We start from the raw sequence: 18,468 nt of genomic DNA on the forward strand, positions 1-18,468 counted from the left end.
GTCTCGGGGGACGAGACCCCCGAGACGGCGACGACGCACCGGGACGGACACCGTCCCTAAGCCCTGAAGCACTGCTCTGCGGACTACGCCTCGTCCGCGCTGAACAGCGAGGTGACCGAGCCGTCCTCGAAGACCTCGTGGATCGCCTTGGCGATCAGCGGGGCGATCGAGAGCACCGTCATGTTCGGCAGCAGCCGATCGGCCGGGATCGGCAGCGTGTTGGTCAGCACGATCTCGGTGGCGCCGCAGTCGCGCAGTCGCTCGGTGGCCGGGTCGGACAGGATGCCGTGGGTGCTGGCGATGATCACGTCCTTGGCGCCCGCCTCGAACAGCTTGGTGGCGGCCTTGGTGATCGTGCCCCCGGTGTCGATCATGTCGTCGACCAGCACACAGGTGCGGCCCTCGACGTCACCGACCACCCGGTTGGTGACCACGGTGTTGGCCACCTTCGGGTCGCGGGTCTTGTGGATGAACGCCAGCGGCGCCCCGCCCAGCAGGTCGGCCCAGCGCTCGGCCACCCGGACCCGGCCGGAGTCCGGCGCCACCACGGTGATCTGCTCGCCCTTGTACTTGCCGGCGATGTGGTCGCCGAGCAGGCGCATCGCGAACAGGTGGTCGACCGGGCCGTCGAAGAAGCCCTGGGTCTGGTCGGTGTGCAGGTCGACCGTCATCAGCCGGTCGGCACCCGCGGTGTGCAGCAGGTCGGAGATCAGCCGGGCCGAGATCGGCTCGCGGCCCCGGTGCTTCTTGTCCTGCCGGGCGTAGGGGTAGAAGGGCAGGACGACGGTGATCCGGTCGGCCGACGCGCGCTTGAGCGCGTCGATCATGATCAGCGTCTCCATCACCCAGGTGTTGATGCCGGCGCCGCAGGACTGGACGACGAAGGCGTCCGCCCCGCGCACCGACTCCTCGAACCGCACGAAGATCTCGCCGTTGGCGAACTCGTAGGCCGACTGGGGGGTGAGGCTCACGTCAAGGTACTTGACGATCTCCTCGGCCAGTTCGGGGTATGCCCGGCCGGAGAAGACCTGCAGGGTCTTCCGGCTTTGGATAGAAACAGTGTTCACCAGCGGTACCTCTCACAGGGGTCGTGCCGCCATGTTCCCAGACTTTTCATGAGACAGGCTTTTGGGGGATTCAAGCACCCAGCCTTCCCGCCGACGGTGTATCGACGACGACCGAAACCGGCCCCTCCGACTCGGGGAGGGGGTGCTGAATCGGTGAGGCTGCTGACCGAGGGGGCAATATGTCCACGTACGTGCAATTGGGCCGGATCGAGGCCGGGCTGCCTCCCGCACTGGTCGACGACGATGCTGCTGTGGCCACCGAGCGTCTGGTCTACGTCCGCCGGGTGGTACCGGGTACTGCCGGTCACGTCTGGCAGGTTCTGGTCAGCCCGGAGGGTACGTCGGTGTGGCTGGGACACGGCGCGGTTCTCGCCGGACGTGGCGAGACTTACATCAGTGACGAAGGCGATGCCGGCGTCGTGCGTAGTTTCCACCCCCTGGAGCAGTTGCGGCTGTCCTGGCAGGACGGCGCGCAGGACGAGAGCAGTCTGGTGGAGCTGGACCTGACCCCGGTCGCCGGGGGTACGAGGCTGCGGTTGTGGCACGAGGGCCTTCCCCCGGCCATGCGGCGGGCGATGCAGGAGAAGTGGGAGCACCGGCTGGACGACTTCGCCCGTACCTGCCTGTAGATCTACTACGCACACTCGCCCCCGACCGGGTCGCATCACTCGGTCGGGGGTACCTGTTTTTGCTTACGGACGTTGTGGGCACGCTGCGCTTACGGGCTCGGCTCGGTCAGGGTCACGGGTTCCAGCTGAGCATCAGCCAGCCGCCGGCCACGATCGAGACCAGGGAGACGGCGAAGAAGACCACCACCCAGAACAGCCCCGGGATGTGACTCAGCCAGGCCAGCTGGTCGGCGTCCGAGGTCACCGGCGGGCCACCCCGGGAACCGCTGCCCTGGGCCCGGCGCGAGCGCTGCAGCTCGATCACCGCGCGCAAACCCCCGATCAGCAGCAGCCAGGTCACCGCGCAGGCGAAGCCCAGGGTGGTGCGCTCGTTGCCCCAGATGATCACCGCCACTGCGGCGGCGCCGGTGGCGACCACAGTGAGCAGGCCGAAGGCGTTGCGGATCTGGGTGAGCAGGATCGCCAGCAGCGCCACCACGATCCACAGCAGCCACTGGATCCGGTCCAGGCCGACCAGCGCGGCCAGGCCCACCCCGAGCAGTGAGGGAGCGGGGTATCCGGCCAGCGCGGTGAAGATCATGCCGGGCCCGCGCGGCTTGCCCCGGGAGAGCGTGACCCCGGAGGTGTCCGAGTGCAGCTTGATCCCGGCCAGCTCGCGGCCCATCACCAGGGCGGCCACCGCGTGCCCGCCCTCGTGCGCGATCGTGACCACGTTGCGCAGCACCCGCCAGGTGGTGCGCTCACCGGTCAGTACGACCGCGGCGACCATCAGGACGATCACCAGGAGACGCTCGTCGCCCAGGGAGTCCCAGGAGAGGTTGTCCCAATCCAGGGTGGAGCTCGTGGCCGATGACATTTCGCCAAGGGTAGGGGTCATGGCTGAGCGGTCGTCAGCGGGTCGCCGGCCTGGGACCGGCCGCGCTTCCCGGGCAGGCGCAGCCGGTGGTCCTCGAGGCGGCCGGCGATCGGCCCGGCGGCCGGATCGTCCACGCCGAGGCGGCGGACCGGGTCGGAGCCGGGTCGGTAGATGGTGTGGATGATCATCCCGCAGAGGATCACCACCAGCAGGTCACGCAGCAGCACCACGGTCAGGAACTGCTCGGGGGAGTTGCCCCGGGCCGGGTCCTGCAGGCCCAGGAAGTACCCCAGCCGCGGGTACCAGAGGTAGGCGTCCACGCCCATCCAGACCAGCAGCGGGAACACCCGGGGCAGGGCCAGCACCGCCAGCGGCACCAGCCACAGCGAGTACTGCGGGCTCCAGACCTTGTTGGTCAGCAGGAACGCGGCGATCACCAGGAAGGCCAGCGAGGCCACCCGGGGCCGGCGCGGCGCGGTCAGCCCGATCAGCCCGATCAGCAGGCACAGGGCCAGGAACGCGACCAGGGTGAAGAGATTGAGCTTCTCCGGTGACTCCCCGGCGTACAGCGGGACGTCGAAGCCCGGCCAGGAGGTGAAGGTGGTCAGCGCGTTGTAGATCGAGTCGTGGTCGGCCGGGCGTACCGAGTTCAGCCGGAAGAACTCGTACCAGCCGCGCGGGAAGAGCAGCGCGAACGGGGCGTTGCAGGCCACCCAGGCGGCGCCCGCGGTCAGCGTGGCCTTCCACCAGGGCCGCATCACCCCGGCCCGCCAGCACAGGATCAGCAGCGGCCCGAGGATGAACAGCGGGTACAGCTTGGCCGCCGCCCCTACCCCGAGCAGCACCCCGGCCAGGACGGGCTTGTTACGGGCCCAGGCCAGCATGCCCCCGGCGGCCAGGGCCACCGCCAGGGTGTCGAAGTTGGTGAAGGCGTGCACAAACACCAGCGGCGAGAGTGCCATCAGGGCCACGTGCCAGTGCCGCACGGCCAGCGGGATGGTGCACGCCACCGCGGCCAGCCAGGCCAGCGCCAGGACGATCGCCATGATCGCGAAGTACGGCACCACCTCGGGCCCGACCGCGCCGCTGAGGTTCACCCAGGCCTTGGTCACCTTCATCACGCCGTACTGGAGCAGGCCGGTCACCACCGGGTACTCCATCGCCCGGACCGTGCCGTCGGTGTCGGTCCAGGTGGTCTTGTACGGCAGCGTGCCGTCCTGCAGCCGGTCCACGCCGTACAGCGGGATGGCGTCGGAGTAGCAGTGCAGCGAGTACTGCCGGGCGTCGCGCCAGTCGAGGGCGATCTGGCCGTCCGCCGTGCGGTAGGTGTCGATGCACGGCGCCTTGGCCACCCAGCCCACCGCCAGGCCGAGGACGGCCAGCAGCATCAGGACCAGCCCGGTCCGCAGGCTCCGGTCGAAGAGTCGGCTGGTCGTCGCGGTCATCGGCGGGGACTCTACCGACCCCGGATGTGAGCGCCGAGCACTACGCCAGGTCGGCCAGGAACTTCTTCACCAGTGGTACTGCGGTCTGCGCCCCGAAGCCACCGTCCTCGACCACCACGGCGAACGCGATGTCGCCCTGGAAACCGGTGAACCACGCGTGAGTTCGCGGCGGCGTGTCGCTGCCGTACTCGGCCGTGCCGGTCTTGCCGGAGACCGGGCCGCCCGGAACGCCCTTCAGTGCGGTGGCCGTGCCGTTGGTCACTACCCCGCGCATCAGCGAGCGCAGGGTCTTGGCCGCGTCGGCGTTCAGCTTGACCGGCTCCACCTCGGCGAGGGTTTCCTCAGCCGCCTCCTCGTCGGTGGGTTCCGCGCTCGAGGCGACCTCGCCGTCCTCAGTTGTGGGCTCTTCGCTCTTCTCGTCGCTGCTCGGCTTGCCGTTGAGCACCAGCTTGGGGGCGTGCCAGGTGCCCTCGGCGACCGCCGCCGAGGCGCTGGCCACGTTCAGCGGGCTGGCCAGCACCTTGCTCTGGCCGATCATCGAGGCGGCGTGCTCGACCGTGTCGCCCTCGGTCGGCACCTGACCCAGGTAGGCCGTCACCCCGGTGGAGTTGGGCTGGCCGTAGCCGAGCGACTTGGCCGCCTCGGCCAGCTCCTCCTGGCTGATCAGCTTGGCGCTGCCGACGAAGGCGGTGTTGCAGCTGTGCGCGAAGTCGTTGGCGAAGCTGGTCCGGCCGAGCACCTCGTCCTCGGCGTTCTTGAACGTCTTGCCGCCCACCGCGAGCGTGGCCGGGCAGGCCACGGTCTTGTTCGCGGTCATCCCGCCGAACTCCAGCAGGCCGAAGGTGGAGGCGACCTTGAAGGTGGAGCCGGGGGCGTACTGCCCGAGCAGCGCCCGGTTGTAGCTGTTGCCGTTGGGCCCGCCGTTGGCGATCGCCAGGATGTTGCCCGTCTTGGTGTCGATCGCCACCATCCCGGCCAGCTTCTTGGCCGAGCCGAGCGCCTTGTCCGCGGCCTTCTGCACGTCCTCGTCCAGGGTGATCTGCAGGTTCTCGCCGTTGCTGGGCTCGGCCCGGAACAGCTCCTTCTCGCTGTCCTCCTGATCGGGCACCGCGGCCGTGACCACCACGCCCGGAGTGCCGGACAGCTGCTCGTCGTAGGTGCGCTGCAGGCCGGACAGGCCGGTCTCGTCGCCCGCCTGCACCCGGCCGCCGGACTCCTCGACGATGTCCGCGGTGGCCGTGCCGACCGTGCCGAACAACGGCCGGGCGAAGTCCGAGGTCGGCGGCAGCGAGAGGTCCTTGGTCTGGAACACCGTGCCGGGGATCGGCTTGAGCTTCGGCTCCACCTTGTCGTAGGCGGCCCGGCGCAGCGTGATCACCTCGACGAACACGTCACCGCCGGCCGCCTCGACCCGCTTCAGCAGGGCGGCGCCGTCCACCTCGACGATGTTCGCGACCTGGTTGACGGTCTTCTTCACGTCGTCGGCCCGGGACTTCTGGATCCCCACCGTGACGACCTCGCGGTCCTCGACCAGCACCTTGTCGTTCGCGCCGACGATCTGCCCACGGCGGCCCGGCAGCGTGCTGGCGTCCAGGGTGGCGGTGGCCAGCGTGCCGGTCAGCTCGGGGTGCACCAGCTCGGGGCTGTACTCCGGCAGCCAGGCGTCGTTCTGCTTGACCAGCGTCAGCGTGCTCTCGTAGGACCATTCCTGGTCCTTGGCCAGCGACCAGGTCACGGTCAGCGGCACGCTCGCGGTCTCGCCGCTGTCGGACTCGGTCACCGTGCCCGGGCTCACGTCGCTCGGCTTGTCGGTCTTCTCCGCGGTCAGGCCCGCGGTGATCTTCTGGATCGATCCCGCCGGGTCCTCGGCGCCCGGGGCGAAGGCCAGGGTGGCCAGGTTGCCACCGGTCCAGGCCCGGCCGAAGGCGCTCGCGGCGGTCTCCTGCGCCCCGCTCTGATCGCTGCCTCTGAGCAGGTACAGGGCTGCACCCCCGGCACCGGCGAGGACCAGTACGGCGACCAGGACGGAGATCAGCACGCGACGGTTCACGGTCGTCGACGGTAGCGGTCAAGCCGGGCCTGCGGTACGAAAGGGGGCGTGCCCTCCTTGATCCTTGGTCCGGTCCTCCGGCACGTAGGTGCCTCTCACGCCACGGTCTGGGTCGAGGTGGACACCCGCTGTGAGGTGTCCGTGCTCGGCGCCACCGAAAAGACCTTCGAGGTCAGCGGCCATCACTACGCCCTGGTGCAGGTGATGGACCTGTCCCCGGACGAGGTGGTGGAGTATGACGTGCGTCTCAACGGTGAACTTGTCTGGCCACCGGTGGACCCCGGCGTGTCGCAACCGGCCCTGCCGTCCTCGCGGATCCGCACCCTCGACCACAGCCGTCCGCAGCGGATCGCCTTCGGCTCCTGCCGGGTGCCGACCCAGCGCACCCTGAAGGGGCGGCGCAAGTACGGGGTGGACGCGCTGGAGGCCTACGCGGTCCGGATCGCCAACCATCCCGAGGACGCCTGGCCCGACCTGATGCTGATGCTCGGCGACCAGGTCTACGCCGACGAGACCACCGAGCTCACCCAGCAGCGGATCGCCGGGCACCGGGACATCACCCAGGAGCCCAAGGGGCAGGTGGCCGACTTCGAGGAGTACACCTGGCTCTACCACGAGTCGTGGAGTGACCCGCAGATCCGCTGGCTGATGTCCACCGTGCCGATCGCGATGATCTTCGACGACCACGACGTGCACGACGACTGGAACACCTCGAGGCCGTGGCGGGCCGACATGAAGCAGACCTCGTGGTGGTCCGAGCGGATCATCGGCGGGCTGGTCTCGTACTGGGTCTACCAGCACATCGGGAACCTGGCCCCGGACGAGCTGGCCGCCGACGAGATCTACCAGCGGGTCCGGGCTCTGGCCGAGTCGGGGGAGGACGCCGGGCCGATGCTGCGCGAGTTCGCCGAGATGGCGGACGCCGAGGCGGACGGGGGCAAGGGCTACCGCTGGTCGTTCTGGCGGGACCTGGGGCGGACCCGGCTGGTGGTGATCGACTCGCGCTGCGGCCGGATGCTCGACGGTGACATGCGCTCGATGCTCTCGGACACCGAGTTCGACTGGGTGCAGGACAAGGCCCAGGGCGACTTCGACCACCTGCTGATCGGCACCTCGCTGCCCTGGCTGATGGCCCCCGCACTGCATCAGATCGAGGCCTGGAACGAGCACCTGGCCGAGAGCGGCGGCCGGCGCGGGCAGATCGGCGAGAAGCTGCGCCGGGCCTCGGACCTGGAGCACTGGCCGGCCTTCCGGGCCTCGTTCGACCGGCTCTCCCGGCTGATCGCCGACGTTGCGTCGCGGGAAGGGGCTCCGGCCACCGTCTGCGTGCTGTCCGGCGACGTGCACCACAGCTACGTCTGCGAGGCCGATGTCACGCCGCTGATGCAGACGGTGCCGAAGGACGTCTCGAAGGTTTACCAGCTGACCTGCTCGCCGGTGCACAACACCATTCCGGCGGTGATGCGGCTGGCCTTCAGCATCTCCTGGACGGCCCCGGTCACCCGGATCGCCCGGCTGCTGTTCACCCGGCCGCGTACGATTCCGGAGACGCTGATGCGCTGGAAGTCGATCGGCGGGCCGGTTTTCGGCAACGCCATCGCGACCCTGGTGCTGGAGGGCCGCTCCGCCCGGATGACGCTGGAATCGACCCGCAAGGCGGTGCCCCAGCCGCCCCGCAACACCCTGACGCTCGCCTCGCCGGGGCGGGAGCCGGACAACCAGTGGGCGCTGACCGCGGACGACTGGGACGCGGAGCGATTCCCGCTGGAAGTCGAGATCGCCCGCGACCTTTCGTCCCGCACCTAGATGCTGGTGGCGACCAGCTTCTCGAGCTTGACCTCGGGGTTGTCGCGCTCGAAGTTGCGCACCCGCCAGTCGTCGCTGAACAGGGCGAACAGCAGGCCGTCGGAGTCCTCGAGCACCTCGATGTCCCGCCGGGCCCGCAGCTTCGGGGCGTCGGCCGCGTTCACGATCCGGGCCGTGGTGTAAGGCAGTTCGGTGAACGTCACGGCGGAGCGGAACTCGTTCGTCATCCGGTGCTGGACCACGTCGAACTGCAGGGCGCCGACCGCACTGAGCACCGGCTCGCCGTGGCCGCGAGTGTCCGAGGTGAGCACCCGCACCACGCCTTCCGCGTCCAGCTCGCGCAGCCCCTGCCGGAACGACTTGCCTGAGCCCAGATCCTTCGGCCGCACCGTGCGGAAGTGCTCGGGGGCGAAGACCGGCAGCGGGGGGTAGGCCACCCGGCCGTTCTCGGACAGCGTGTCGCCGACGTTGATGTGCCGGGCGTTGACCAGACCGATCACGTCGCCGGGGTAGGCCACGTCGACGGTGGAACGGTCGGCCCCGAACACGGTCTGGACGTGCTTGAGCACCATCGGCCGGCCGCTGCGGTTGTCGCGCACCGTCATACCCCGGTGGAACACCCCGGAGTGGATGCGGGCGAAGGCCAGGCGGTCGCGGTGGGCCGGGTTCATGCCGGTCTGGGTCTTGAACACCTGGGCGCTGAAGTCGGACGTCACCTCGTGCGTCTTACCGGCCTGGTCGAGGTGGTCGCGCGGCATCGGGGCCACGTCCACCAGGGCGTCGAGCACCTGGCCGACCCCGGTGTTCGCCACCGCGGCGGTGAAGTAGACCGGGGTGGTCTCGAAGGCCAGGAACAGCGCCTCGTCGTGGTCGGCGTCGGTCGCGCTGAGCAGATCGGACTCCTCGAGCGCGGTCTGCCAGGACGAACCCTCCAGTTCGGCCGCCTGCTCGGCGCTCATCCGCTCCTCGAGGGCGAGGGTGGCGCCGCCGGGAGCCTTGGTGTACTTCACGTAGCCGCCGTTGTGCCGCTCCAGCAGGCCGCGGAAGTCGCCGGCGATCCCGACCGGCCAGGTGATCGGGGTGGGCTTCAGGCCGGTCACCGTCTCGACCTCGTCGAGCAGCTGCAGGGCCTCCTGGCCGGGCCGGTCCCACTTGTTCACCACCGTGATCACCGGCAGGCCGCGCTGCTTGCAGACCCCGAACAGCTTGCGGGTCTGCACCTCCATGCCCCGGGCCGCGTCGATCAGCATGATCACGGCGTCGACGGCGGTGAGGGCGCGGTAGGTGTCCTCGGAGAAGTCGGCGTGGCCGGGGGTGTCGACCACGTTGATCACCTGCCCGCGGTGGCTGAGCTGCAGCACCGCCGAGCTGATCGAGATGCCGCGCTGCTTCTCCATGTCCTGCCAGTCGGTGACCACGCCCGCGCGCCCGGAGCGGCCGTGCACGTGCCCGGCCTCGCGCAGGGCGTTGGCGTGCAGGGCGAGAGCCTCGGTCAGGGTGGACTTGCCGGCGTCGGGGTGACTGATGACGGCGACGGTGCGGCGGCGACCTGCTTCGGCCAGGACCTGCGCGGCGGTGTGGCTGGTGGTCGGCCCGGGAGTCTGGGTATCGGCGCTCACCGGCCCATTGTCCCTGCTGCCGGGTACTGCTCCGGACCGTCGGGGCCTCGGGCCGCCGCCCGGCCTCGTCAACCCGCTCGGAGGACGTCTTCGCTTCCCTCTCGACAGCGATACGTTAGCGATATATCGTCAACGTATCGAAAGAAGGGTGGGAGGAAATGACGAAGCACCGACCACGAGTGATGAGAAGCGCAGGCCCGGCGTTGGCCCGGGCGATGGCCTGGAAGGAGCAGCAGATGATGCAGCAGGAGCAGCCCCGCGCAGATCGGCGCGGCGAAGAGTTCGACAGCGGGGAATTCAACGGCGAAGAACCGGCCTGGGGTTCCCCGGGCGAGCACGGTTCGCCTGCCGATGTGCAGGGGGACGAGGGGCGAGCGCCGTGGGCGCGCGGCGGCCGGCGTCTACGGCGGGGTTTCCGTCCGGGGTTCGGCTTTCCGGGTGGTCCTGAGTCCGGCCATGGATTCGGGCCCGGGTTCGGTCGCGGTTTCGGCCCAGGTCGTGGATTTGGTCCGGGCCGTGGGTTCGGACCGGGGCGCGGGTTCGGTCCGGGGTTCGGGGCGCAGGCCTCGCGAGGCGGGGGAATCGACCCCGAGGACTTCCCGGAAAGTGAGGACGGTGGCGAGGGGTTCCCTGGTCACGGCCCGTTCCACGGTGGTCGGCGCGGTTTCGGCCGGCCCGGCCCGGGCAGTTTCGGTCCCGGTGGGTTCGGTCCTGGAGGCTTCGGCCCGGGTGGATTCGGTCCCGGTGGATTCGGCCGTGGTGGCTGGGGGCCCGGCGGTGACGGGCCGGGCCGAGGTCAGGGCCGAGGTCGCGGCGGGCGCCGTCCGCGGGGCAACGTGCGGGCCGCGATCCTCGCGCTGCTGGCCGAGGATCCCAAGCAGGGCTACCACGGCTACGCGATCATGACCGAGCTCACCAAGCGCAGTGGTGGCCTGTGGCGTCCCAGCCCCGGATCGGTCTACCCCGTGCTGCAGCAGTTGCAGGACGAAGGGCTGATCACGGCCGCGGACGCCGAGGGCGGTCGCAAGGTCTTCTCGATCACCGGCGCCGGCGTCGAGACCGTGCAGCAGAACCCGTCGGAGTTCGCCGAGCCCTGGGCGATGGCCGGGCCCGGGCAGCGGCAGCGAGTGCAGACCCTGTTCGAGGGCATGGGCGCTCTGGGCCAGGCCACGCAGCAGGTCGCCCGGCTGGGCACGGACGAGCAGGTCGAGCGGGCCCGGCTGGCGCTGGACGAGGCCCGGCGGCGGATCTACCTGATCCTCGCCGAGGAGGCCTCGGCCGGTTCCGCGGAGAAGGACGAGCCGGTTGTCGCCGGTGACGAAGAGTGACAGATCCGGGCGTTCGGGACGGCCGGTCCGAACGCCCGGAAGTCCGTTCCGGCAAAGCGGCAGGCCGGTCCCGGTGTCCCGGTGTGCGGTCCGCGCGGGAGTGGTTCAGGCTGTTCGCTGAGAGTGGACACGAGATCGGGGATTCTGCGACGAACCGGTAGCGTTGTAGATGCCGGGTGCCCGTCCCGGCGCGCCGATTCGCGGATCGGTGCCTGCCGGCGGGCCGACGAAGCACAGTGCGCGACGGTGAAATGCGCGCCCGGCAACAGAGGAGGACGCACGTGCTGGATCCGCGGGATCTGTACACGCTCGCCGAGGAGCAGCCGGAAGAGGGCCAGCTCGACCGGCCGGTACTGGTGCACGCCCTCGGCGGATTCATCGACGCAGGTAACGCCGGCCGGCTCGCGGGTGAGCACCTGCTGAGCTCGCTGGAGCACCGGGTCCTGGCCACCTTCGACGTGGACCAGCTGTACGACTACCGGGCCCGTCGTCCCCCGATGACGTTCATGGAGAACCACTGGGAGAGCTACGAGGCTCCGCAGCTCATCCTCGAAGAGGTCAAAGACGTTCAGGGCCGCAACTTCCTGATGCTGACCGGCCCCGAGCCGGACATCCAGTGGGAACGGTTCGTCGCCGCGGTCTCCGAACTGGTGGACCACTACGACGTGCGCCTGACCATCGGCATCCACGCCATCCCGATGGCCGTGCCGCACACCCGGCCCTCGGGGATGACCGCGCACGCCACCCGCAGCAATCTGATCAGCATCAAGAACACCTGGTCGGGCAATGTGCAGGTGCCGGGTAACGTGGCCGGTCTGCTGGAGTTCCGGCTCGGGCAGGCGGGCAAGGACGCGGCCGGCTTCGCCGTGCACGTGCCGCACTACCTCACCCAGGCCGAGTTCCCGGACGCGGCGGTCGCCCTGGTGGACGCGGTGGCCGACGCGGCCGATCTCACCCTGCCCACCGGCTCGCTGATCGAGGCGGGCATCGAGACCCGGGTGGCGATCGAGGAGCAGGTGTCCGGCCAGCCCGAGGTGGCCGCCGTGGTCAGCGCGCTGGAACAGCAGTACGACGCCTACGTGGCCGGTGAGGGCAACGCCCTTCCGCTGGCTGACGGCCCGGGCGAGTTGCCCACGGCCGATGAACTGGGTGCCGAGCTGGAGCGCTTCCTGGCGGAGGAGAACGACCGCAAGGGCCGCGGCGACGTCTGATCAACGGCGGATCGACGCCTGGGCGACGGCTCAACGACGTCGGAGGCGACCTGGATCGATGACGGTGTGGTCGGGCAAGGTGACCGCCCGTCGCGATCTGGGTAGTCTGCCGGTGTTTGATCGGTGATTTCTGCACCTTTCGGGGAGTTCGTGATGGGCATCGACAGCACGTGGATCAAGGCGAGCGGCGCCGAGGACAGCGACGAGTTCGTCGAGATGCGCCGCATCGACGGCATGATCGAGGTCCGCTACTCCAAGGACGGCGAGACCGGCGACGTCCTGTCGTTCACGCCCGCCGAGTGGGACGCCTGGCTGGACGGGGCCAAGAAGGGCGAGTTCGACCACCTCGTGCAGTAGGCGAAACAACAACAACGGACGTCGGTGGGCCCGCCGCTGCGCACCCACCGGTGTCCGTCCCCGGCTCTCAGTTCGTGGGCACCTGTTTTCGGGGCCAGAGCTTCAGCGTGCTGCTGCGGCTGAAGGCGACCAGGGTGATCATCAGGATCGACAGGCCGAACGCGAATCCGCCCACCACGTCGGTGAGGTAGTGCACGCCCAGGCCGAGCCGGTCCAGGGCGACCAGCAGCACGAACCCGAAAGCCCCGGCCCACAGCGCGATCCGGGCCCCGAGGCGGTGCAGGGCGTGGCCGTCCGCAGGCAACCGCAGGTGATGACGCAGGCTGGGATCCAGCAGCACCACGACGATGCCCGCGAACAGCACCGCGTTGGTGGTGTGCCCCGACGGGAAGCTGGCTCCGGCCGCCAGGTAGATCGGCTCCGGCAGGTCCGGCCGGGCCCGATCGACCAGGAGCTTGATCAGCGCGTTCAGGACCCCGCCGACCGCCAGCGTGGCGACCATCCAGGCCACCGCCCGCCGGGCGCCGTGCCGCCAGAGGATGAAGGCGGGGATCAGGAACACCGCCCGCAGCACGAACGGCTCGGTGGCATGGCCCAGCACCTTGAGCGTGTGCTCCAGCCAGCTGCGGTCCACCACGTAGCCGTGCAGCCCGGTGGCCACCTCGTTGTCGATCTCGGGCACACCGGGCAGGCCGGTGGCCACCAGCACCATCACGAGGACGAACCCACCGAGCAGGGCGGTGCCGAGGAACAGCAGCACTCCGGCCAGGACCAGCCGCCCTTCGTGGTCCGAAGGATCGTCTCCGGCCAGATCGTCAGGCTGCGACGCCGGCTCGGCAGGCAGGCCGGCCGGGTGCGGGTTCCTGGCCGGGCTCATCTGCCCGTGGTGGTCGTCATCCTGGCTGTTGCTCGTCAAACCTGCTCCGATCCTTCGCCCACCTCGGCGGCCGCTCCCGCTTCGGCCTCGTGGTCCTCTTCTTCTTCGACGATGTGGTGGCTGCGAACAGTTCCGATGGTGTCCGCCTCGGCCGCCGGCTTGTCCGGCCGATGAGCCAGGACCCGGGCGAACCTCAGGGCCAGGCCGGCCGGGTAGCGAGGTGAGCGCTGCACCCCGTCGAAGGCGATCTCGACCACCAGCTCGGGACGCACGTGCACCACCCACTTGAGCTCGCGCTCGGCCAGGCTCTGCAGCTTCTCGGTCTGCCAGGCCAGCATCTGGTCGGTCAGGCCCTTGAACGTCTTGCCGAGCATCACGAAGCCGCCGGGCGGGCCGTACTCACCCTCCGGGTCGCGGGCGCCCAGATGCAGGTTGGACAGCTTGCCGGTGCGCCGCCCGTGACCCCACTCGGCGGCCAGCACCACCAGGTCGAGCGTGATCCGGGGCTTGACCTTGACCCAGCCGGCCCCGCGCCGGCCCATCGTGTAGGCAGAGGCCAGCGACTTCACCACCACGCCTTCGTGACCGCGGGCCAGCGTGTCGGCCGCGAACGCCTCGGCCCGGGCCACGGCGGCTTCGTCCGAGGGGTCCTCGACCACGTGCCGCGGCACCACGAGTTCGGGTGCCGCCGCCTCCAGCCGGGTGCGGCGGCCGGAGCTCGGCAGATCGATCAGGTCGTCGCCGTCGACGTGCAGGGCGTCGAACAGGGTCAGGCCGAGCGGTGTTGCGGCCCGGGCCTTCTCGACGTCGCGCCGGGCCACCCGGGCCGAGGTGATCTGGAACGGGGCCGGGCGGCCGGAGGCGGTGCTCGCGATGACCTCGCCGTCGAGAATGGCGGCCGACAGGTCGAGCCCGCGCACCGCGTCGACCACCTCGGGCACACGGGCTGTGATGTCGTCCAGGGTGCGGGTGAACACCGAGACCTCGTCGGCCTGCCGGTGGATCTGGACTCGCACCCCGTCGAGCTTCCATTCCACGCCGGCCGGGCCGGTCTTGCTCAGCGCGGCACCCATTTCCGGGGCAGGCGCGGCGAGCATCGGGGCCAGGGCCCGCCCGACCGACAACTGAAAGGCGTTCAGGGCATCGGCGCCGCCCTCCAGCGCCGCGGCAGCCACGTCCGGCAGATCGCCGTGCACGGCCAGCGCTCGCCGCACCGCAGCCAACGGAACCTCGGCCGCCTTGGCCACCGCGTCCACGATCAGCCCGGCGGCCGCTCCTTGCCGCAGTTCACCGGAGATCAGCCCGGTCAGCAGGCGCTGCTCCTGAGCGGTGGCCGAGGCCAGCAGCGTGGTGACGATGACCTGCCGCTCGGTGGCGGACCCGGGACCGGTGAGCAAAGAGGCCCGGGCCAGCGAATCGTCCACTGATCGAACTGTGAGCGTGGACTCGGGAGCCGGCGGGGGAGCGGAGCGCAGGGAGGCCCAGCCCAGACCGGTGCGGCGCTGGAACGTGCGACCGGACAACCAGGCCGCCACCACCGGGGCGTCACGACCCGAGGCCTGACGCAGGCAGGCCGCCAGCAGCGCGATCTTGTCGCGCCGGGCGGAGGCGGCCGAGACGGCCTCGGAGGCCGCCGCGATCTCGGAGAGAAGCACGGGACCACTCTGCCGGTGACCACCGACAAGAACACTTCGACGAGTCCGTTCAGCTCTCGCGAACGGTTCCCACCCCGTCCACCGCCGCGACCGCGAAGCGCCGGGTCACCCGGACCGCCTCGAGCATCCGCCGATCGTGCGAGACCAGCAGCAGCGTGCCGTTGAACGACTCCAGGGCCTGCTCCAGCTGCTCGATCGCGGGCAGGTCGAGGTGGTTGGTGGGCTCGTCCAGCACCAGCAGATTCACCCCGCGGGCCTGCAGCAGCGCCAGCCCCGCGCGGGTGCGCTCGCCCGGCGACAACGTGCCCGCCGGGCGCAGCACGTGCCGGGCGCCGAGGCCGAACTTGGCCAGCAGCGTGCGCACTTCGGCATCGGGCCAGTCCGGGACCTGTGCGCCGAGGGCCCGGGCCACCGTGTCGTCCCCGGTGAAGGCGGAGCGGGCCTGGTCGATCTCGCCGACCACGACCCCCGACCCCAGCGAGGCTCGTCCGGCAACCGGCTCCACCCGTCCCAGCAGCAGTGAGAGCAGAGTGGTCTTGCCCGAGCCGTTGGGACCGGTGATCGCGATCCGGTCGGCCCAGTCGATCTGCAGGGTGAGCGGGCCCAGCCGGAACTCGCCGCGCTGCACCACCGCCTGGTCGAGGGTGGCCACCACCGAACCGGAACGGGCCGCGGCCGCGATCTCGAACTTCAGCTGCCATTCCTTGCGCGGTTCCTCGACCACGTCCAGGCGCTCGATCATCCGCTGCGTCTGCCGGGCCTTGGCGGCCTGCTTCTCGGCCGACTCGGCGCGGAAGTTGGGGACGAACTTGTCGTTGTCGGTGGCCTTGCGCCGGGCGTTGCGCACGCCCTTGTCCATCCAGTTGCGCTGGGTACGGGCGCGTTCCTCCAGGCCGGACTTGGTGTCGGCGTACTCCTCGTAAGCCTCCCGGGCGTGCCGCCGGGCCACCTCACGCTCTTCCAGATAGGCCTCGTAGCCACCGCCGTAGACGCTGACCTGCTGCTGGGCCAGGTCCAGCTCGACCACCCGGGTCACCGTGCGGGTCAGGAACTCCCGGTCGTGGCTGACCACCACCACGCCGGAGCGCAGTTCGGTGACGAAGCGCTCCAGCCGGGCCAGGCCGTTCAGGTCCAGGTCGTTGGTGGGCTCGTCCAGCAGGATCACGTCGTAGCGGCTGAGCAGCAGCGAGGCCAGTGCGGCGCGGGCCGCCTGGCCGCCCGAGAGCGCGCTCATCAACGTGTCCAGGCCCCCGACCAGCCCGGTGGCCAGCCCGATCTCGGTGGTGACCTGCTCGGCCCGCTCGTCGAAGTCCGCGGCGCCGAGCGCGAGCCAGCGTTCCAGCGCGACCGAGTAGGCGTCGCCGTCCCCGCCGTTGGCCAGAGCCTCTGCGGTGGCGTCCATCTCGGCCTGCGCAGCGGTGATCCCGCAGCGCCGGGAGAGGAACTCCAGCACGGTCTCGCCGGCCCGCCGTTCGTGCTCCTGCGGCAGGTAGCCCACGGTGGCCTGTTCCGGGCTCAGTGAGACCTGGCCGGCCTCGGCCTCGCCCAGACCGGCCAGGATCTTCAGCAGGGTGGACTTGCCGGCGCCGTTGGCGCCGACCAGTCCCACCACATCGCCGGGCGCGACCACCAGGTCGAGACCGGTGAAGAGCTGACGGTCACCGTGCCCGGCGGCGAGGTCGCGGGCGAGCAGGGTTGCAGACATGACCCAGAGGATGTTTCATCCTGGGCCGCAACTCAAGCCGATATCAGGCGTAGGCCCGCGGCAGCGCCCGCGGGCTGCCGGAGGGCACGATCTCCTTGCCCAGCGGGGCCAGGGCGACCAGCGCCAGCTTGATGTTGGCCCAGCCGAACGGGATCCCGATGATGGTCAGGCACAGGCCGACGCCGGTGACCACGTGACCGATCGCGATCCACACCCCGGCCAGCACGAACCACAGCACGTTACCGATGAACGACGGCGTGCCCGCGTCGTGCTGCGCCACGATGGTGCGCCCGAACGGCCAGAGCACGAACCCGGCGATCCGGAACGAGGCGATGCCGAACGGGATGGTCACGATCAGCACGAACATGATCAGCCCGGCGACGGCGTACCCGATGGCCAGCCAGAGCCCGACGAACAGGAACCAGATCACGTTCAGGACGAAGTTGATCGCGTCCACGGCGAGCCCTCAGCTTTCTTGGTCTGTTGTGACAAAACCTCCACAGGTCCCAAACGAGACAGGACCCGTGGAGGTTGCACCGACGTCCCAAGTTCTAGTGGGACGTGCTGACCGGCTTGCCCTTCTCCTGGCCGATCGCGCCCAGCAGCTCGTCGAACCAGGGCTGCGCGGTGTCGAACGGCTTGCCGCCCCTGATCCGCGGGAACTCGATCGCCCGGAGTTTGTCGCCCTGTTCCTCGTCGTGCCCGATCACCCCGCTGACCCCCTCCAGCGCGCTCTGCACGGCCAGGTCCACGCAGCCCTTGATCAGGTGCAGGTCCTGGGCGTTGGCGGCGGCCGAGCGGGAGAAGTAGCCGCTCTTCTGGACCAGCACCTTCTCGGCGCCGACCTTCTCGGCGAACTGCTTGGCGAACCACTGACCAGGGTTGATGGTGTCCAGCTTGACGTGCCCGAACGCGTCCCGGTCGGGCTCCTCGCCCTTGGCGATCAGCTCGGCCACGATCGAGTCCACCCCCGCCCCCTCGGACAGGAAGATGTTGACCGCACCGACCTCGTCCATCTGCTTGCGCAGCCGGGTGGCCTCGGCGTCCAGGTCGATGTCGAGCTCCGGGACGAACACCGCGTGCACGTCCCAGGAGCGGATGTCGTTGCCGAACCCGGCGTACTGCTGCTGGGTGACCCACTCGCGGTACTTGGCCGCGGTGGCCGCGGTCAGCCAGCCGCAGTTACGGCCCATCACCTCGTGCACGATCAGCATCCGCAGGTTCGAGGAGTGCTCGGCGACGATGTTGCGGGCGTAGATCGCGCCCTGCTCGGCCGCCGTGTAGGCGCCCAGGCTCTGGCGGATCGGCACCACGTCGTTGTCGATCGTCTTGGGCAGGCCCACCACGGTCAGCTCGTAGCCGTTGCCGTGCAGGTAGGCGGCCAGGTCGGCGGCGGTGGTGTTGGTGTCGTCACCGCCGATGGTGTGCAGGACGTCCACGCCGTCCTTGGTCAGCTGTTCCGCGGCGACCTTGAGCGGGTCCTGGCCCTCCTGGACCAGACCGCGCCTGACGCAGTCGGCCACGTTGGTCAGCTTGACCCGGCTGTTGCCGATCGGGCTGCCACCGAACTGGTGCAGCCGATGGGCGTTCTGGCGGATCTCGGGGGTGACCTGGAGGTAGTCACCGGCCAGCAGGCCGGCGTAACCGCTGCGGTAGCCGATCAGCTCCACCTCGGGGGCTATCTCGGTGTACCGCTCGATCAGCCCACCGACGGCGGAGGACAGGCAGGGGGCCAGACCACCTGCGGTGAGCAGTGCGACACGACGTACGGACATGGCTCGGGCTCCCGTGCAAACCGGACGGCAATTGGCGCTGCCACAGTATCCGGGGACCTTCGCCCCGTCCGGGATCAGGCCTTCGGGC

General features: G+C 70.1%; 15 protein-coding genes. 5 read left to right on the forward strand and 10 right to left on the reverse strand.

Annotation, left to right across the window (positions count from 1 at the left end; translation table 11 throughout):
* Positions 1–83 precede the first annotated feature (83 nt).
* Positions 84–1,067, reverse strand: a complete 984-nt coding sequence (locus tag LR394_RS24905) for a ribose-phosphate diphosphokinase (protein ID WP_231446441.1) — start codon at positions 1,065–1,067, stop codon at positions 84–86.
* A gap of 179 nt (positions 1,068–1,246) precedes the next feature.
* Between LR394_RS24905 and LR394_RS24910 the strand changes: the two genes are divergently transcribed.
* Positions 1,247–1,696, forward strand: a complete 450-nt coding sequence (locus LR394_RS24910) for an SRPBCC family protein (RefSeq protein ID WP_231446443.1) — start codon at positions 1,247–1,249, stop codon at positions 1,694–1,696.
* 112 nt (positions 1,697–1,808) lie between these two features.
* Here the strand turns inward: LR394_RS24910 and LR394_RS24915 are convergent, their stop codons facing one another.
* The 3 genes from LR394_RS24915 to LR394_RS24925 are packed head-to-tail and all read right to left on the reverse strand — an operon-like array spanning position 1,809 to position 6,047.
* A complete protein-coding gene (locus LR394_RS24915) occupies positions 1,809–2,552 on the reverse strand; it encodes a M50 family metallopeptidase (RefSeq protein WP_231446444.1) in 744 nt (247 codons plus the stop codon).
* Positions 2,553–2,569: 17 nt separating this feature from the next.
* A complete protein-coding gene (locus LR394_RS24920; RefSeq protein WP_231446446.1) occupies positions 2,570–3,997 on the reverse strand; it encodes a glycosyltransferase family 87 protein in 1,428 nt (475 codons plus the stop codon).
* Between the two features lie 40 nt (positions 3,998–4,037).
* Positions 4,038–6,047, reverse strand: a complete 2,010-nt coding sequence (locus LR394_RS24925; protein WP_231446448.1) for a penicillin-binding transpeptidase domain-containing protein — start codon at positions 6,045–6,047, stop codon at positions 4,038–4,040.
* Between the two features lie 48 nt (positions 6,048–6,095).
* On the opposite strand from LR394_RS24925, the gene LR394_RS24930 reads away from it, so the two are divergent.
* Positions 6,096–7,853 carry an alkaline phosphatase D family protein gene (locus LR394_RS24930; protein WP_231446449.1) on the forward strand — a complete coding sequence of 586 codons (1,758 nt, stop codon included), beginning with the start codon at positions 6,096–6,098 and terminating at the stop codon, positions 7,851–7,853.
* On the opposite strand, the gene LR394_RS24935 is transcribed toward LR394_RS24930, so the two are convergent.
* The gene (locus tag LR394_RS24935; RefSeq protein WP_231446450.1) at positions 7,850–9,472 is read right to left on the reverse strand and encodes a peptide chain release factor 3; all 1,623 of its coding nucleotides are present in this window, start codon (positions 9,470–9,472) and stop codon (positions 7,850–7,852) included. The two genes, LR394_RS24930 and LR394_RS24935, sit on opposite strands and share 4 nt — an antisense overlap.
* 158 nt (positions 9,473–9,630) lie before the next feature.
* Between LR394_RS24935 and LR394_RS24940 the strand changes: the two genes are divergently transcribed.
* The 3 genes from LR394_RS24940 (at position 9,631) to LR394_RS24950 (ending at position 12,368) form a co-directional block, all read left to right on the forward strand.
* Positions 9,631–10,800 carry a PadR family transcriptional regulator gene (locus LR394_RS24940; protein WP_231446451.1) on the forward strand — a complete coding sequence of 390 codons (1,170 nt, stop codon included), beginning with the start codon at positions 9,631–9,633 and terminating at the stop codon, positions 10,798–10,800.
* Between the two features lie 281 nt (positions 10,801–11,081).
* Positions 11,082–12,011 (forward strand): PAC2 family protein, encoded by a 930-nt coding sequence (locus LR394_RS24945; RefSeq protein WP_231446452.1) that lies wholly within the window; start codon positions 11,082–11,084, stop codon positions 12,009–12,011.
* Between the two features lie 123 nt (positions 12,012–12,134).
* A complete protein-coding gene (locus LR394_RS24950) occupies positions 12,135–12,368 on the forward strand; it encodes a DUF397 domain-containing protein (RefSeq protein WP_231446453.1) in 234 nt (77 codons plus the stop codon).
* A 67-nt stretch (positions 12,369–12,435) separates the two neighbouring features.
* Here LR394_RS24950 and LR394_RS24955 read toward each other — a convergent pair whose 3' ends face one another.
* The 5 genes from LR394_RS24955 to LR394_RS24975 form a co-directional block, all read right to left on the reverse strand.
* Positions 12,436–13,284: a phosphatase PAP2 family protein gene (locus LR394_RS24955; RefSeq protein ID WP_231446455.1), complete on the reverse strand. Its 849-nt coding sequence runs from the start codon at positions 13,282–13,284 to the stop codon at positions 12,436–12,438.
* Positions 13,281–14,900 (reverse strand): ATP-dependent DNA ligase, encoded by a 1,620-nt coding sequence (locus LR394_RS24960; protein WP_231446457.1) that lies wholly within the window; start codon positions 14,898–14,900, stop codon positions 13,281–13,283. The genes LR394_RS24955 and LR394_RS24960 overlap by 4 nt, the downstream gene beginning before the upstream one ends.
* Before the next feature lie 49 nt (positions 14,901–14,949).
* Positions 14,950–16,605 carry an ABC-F family ATP-binding cassette domain-containing protein gene (locus LR394_RS24965; RefSeq protein ID WP_231446459.1) on the reverse strand — a complete coding sequence of 552 codons (1,656 nt, stop codon included), beginning with the start codon at positions 16,603–16,605 and terminating at the stop codon, positions 14,950–14,952.
* Positions 16,606–16,648: 43 nt separating this feature from the next.
* On the reverse strand, positions 16,649–17,053 hold the full coding sequence (locus tag LR394_RS24970; protein WP_407937124.1) for a YccF domain-containing protein: 405 nt from the start codon (positions 17,051–17,053) through the stop codon (positions 16,649–16,651).
* A 103-nt stretch (positions 17,054–17,156) separates the two neighbouring features.
* Positions 17,157–18,380, reverse strand: coding sequence for a pyrophosphate--fructose-6-phosphate 1-phosphotransferase (locus tag LR394_RS24975; RefSeq protein ID WP_231446463.1), 1,224 nt, complete (start codon positions 18,378–18,380; stop codon positions 17,157–17,159).
* Positions 18,381–18,468: the final 88 nt, after the last annotated feature.

Source organism: Kineosporia babensis, from assembly GCF_021129305.1.
Lineage (GTDB): Bacteria > Actinomycetota > Actinomycetes > Actinomycetales > Kineosporiaceae > Kineosporia > Kineosporia babensis.

What these genes read in the sequence shown, in the direction of transcription:
- LR394_RS24910 (WP_231446443.1), top strand. Translation starts at nt 1,247, where the DNA reads ATGTCCACGTACGTGCAATTGGGCCGGATCGAGGCCGGGCTGCCTCCC.
- LR394_RS24915 (WP_231446444.1), bottom strand. Translation starts at nt 2,552, where the DNA reads ATGTCATCGGCCACGAGCTCCACCCTGGATTGGGACAACCTCTCCTGG.
- LR394_RS24920 (WP_231446446.1), bottom strand. Translation starts at nt 3,997, where the DNA reads ATGACCGCGACGACCAGCCGACTCTTCGACCGGAGCCTGCGGACCGGG.
- LR394_RS24940 (WP_231446451.1), top strand. Translation starts at nt 9,631, where the DNA reads ATGACGAAGCACCGACCACGAGTGATGAGAAGCGCAGGCCCGGCGTTG.
- LR394_RS24965 (WP_231446459.1), bottom strand. Translation starts at nt 16,605, where the DNA reads ATGTCTGCAACCCTGCTCGCCCGCGACCTCGCCGCCGGGCACGGTGAC.
- LR394_RS24975 (WP_231446463.1), bottom strand. Translation starts at nt 18,380, where the DNA reads ATGTCCGTACGTCGTGTCGCACTGCTCACCGCAGGTGGTCTGGCCCCC.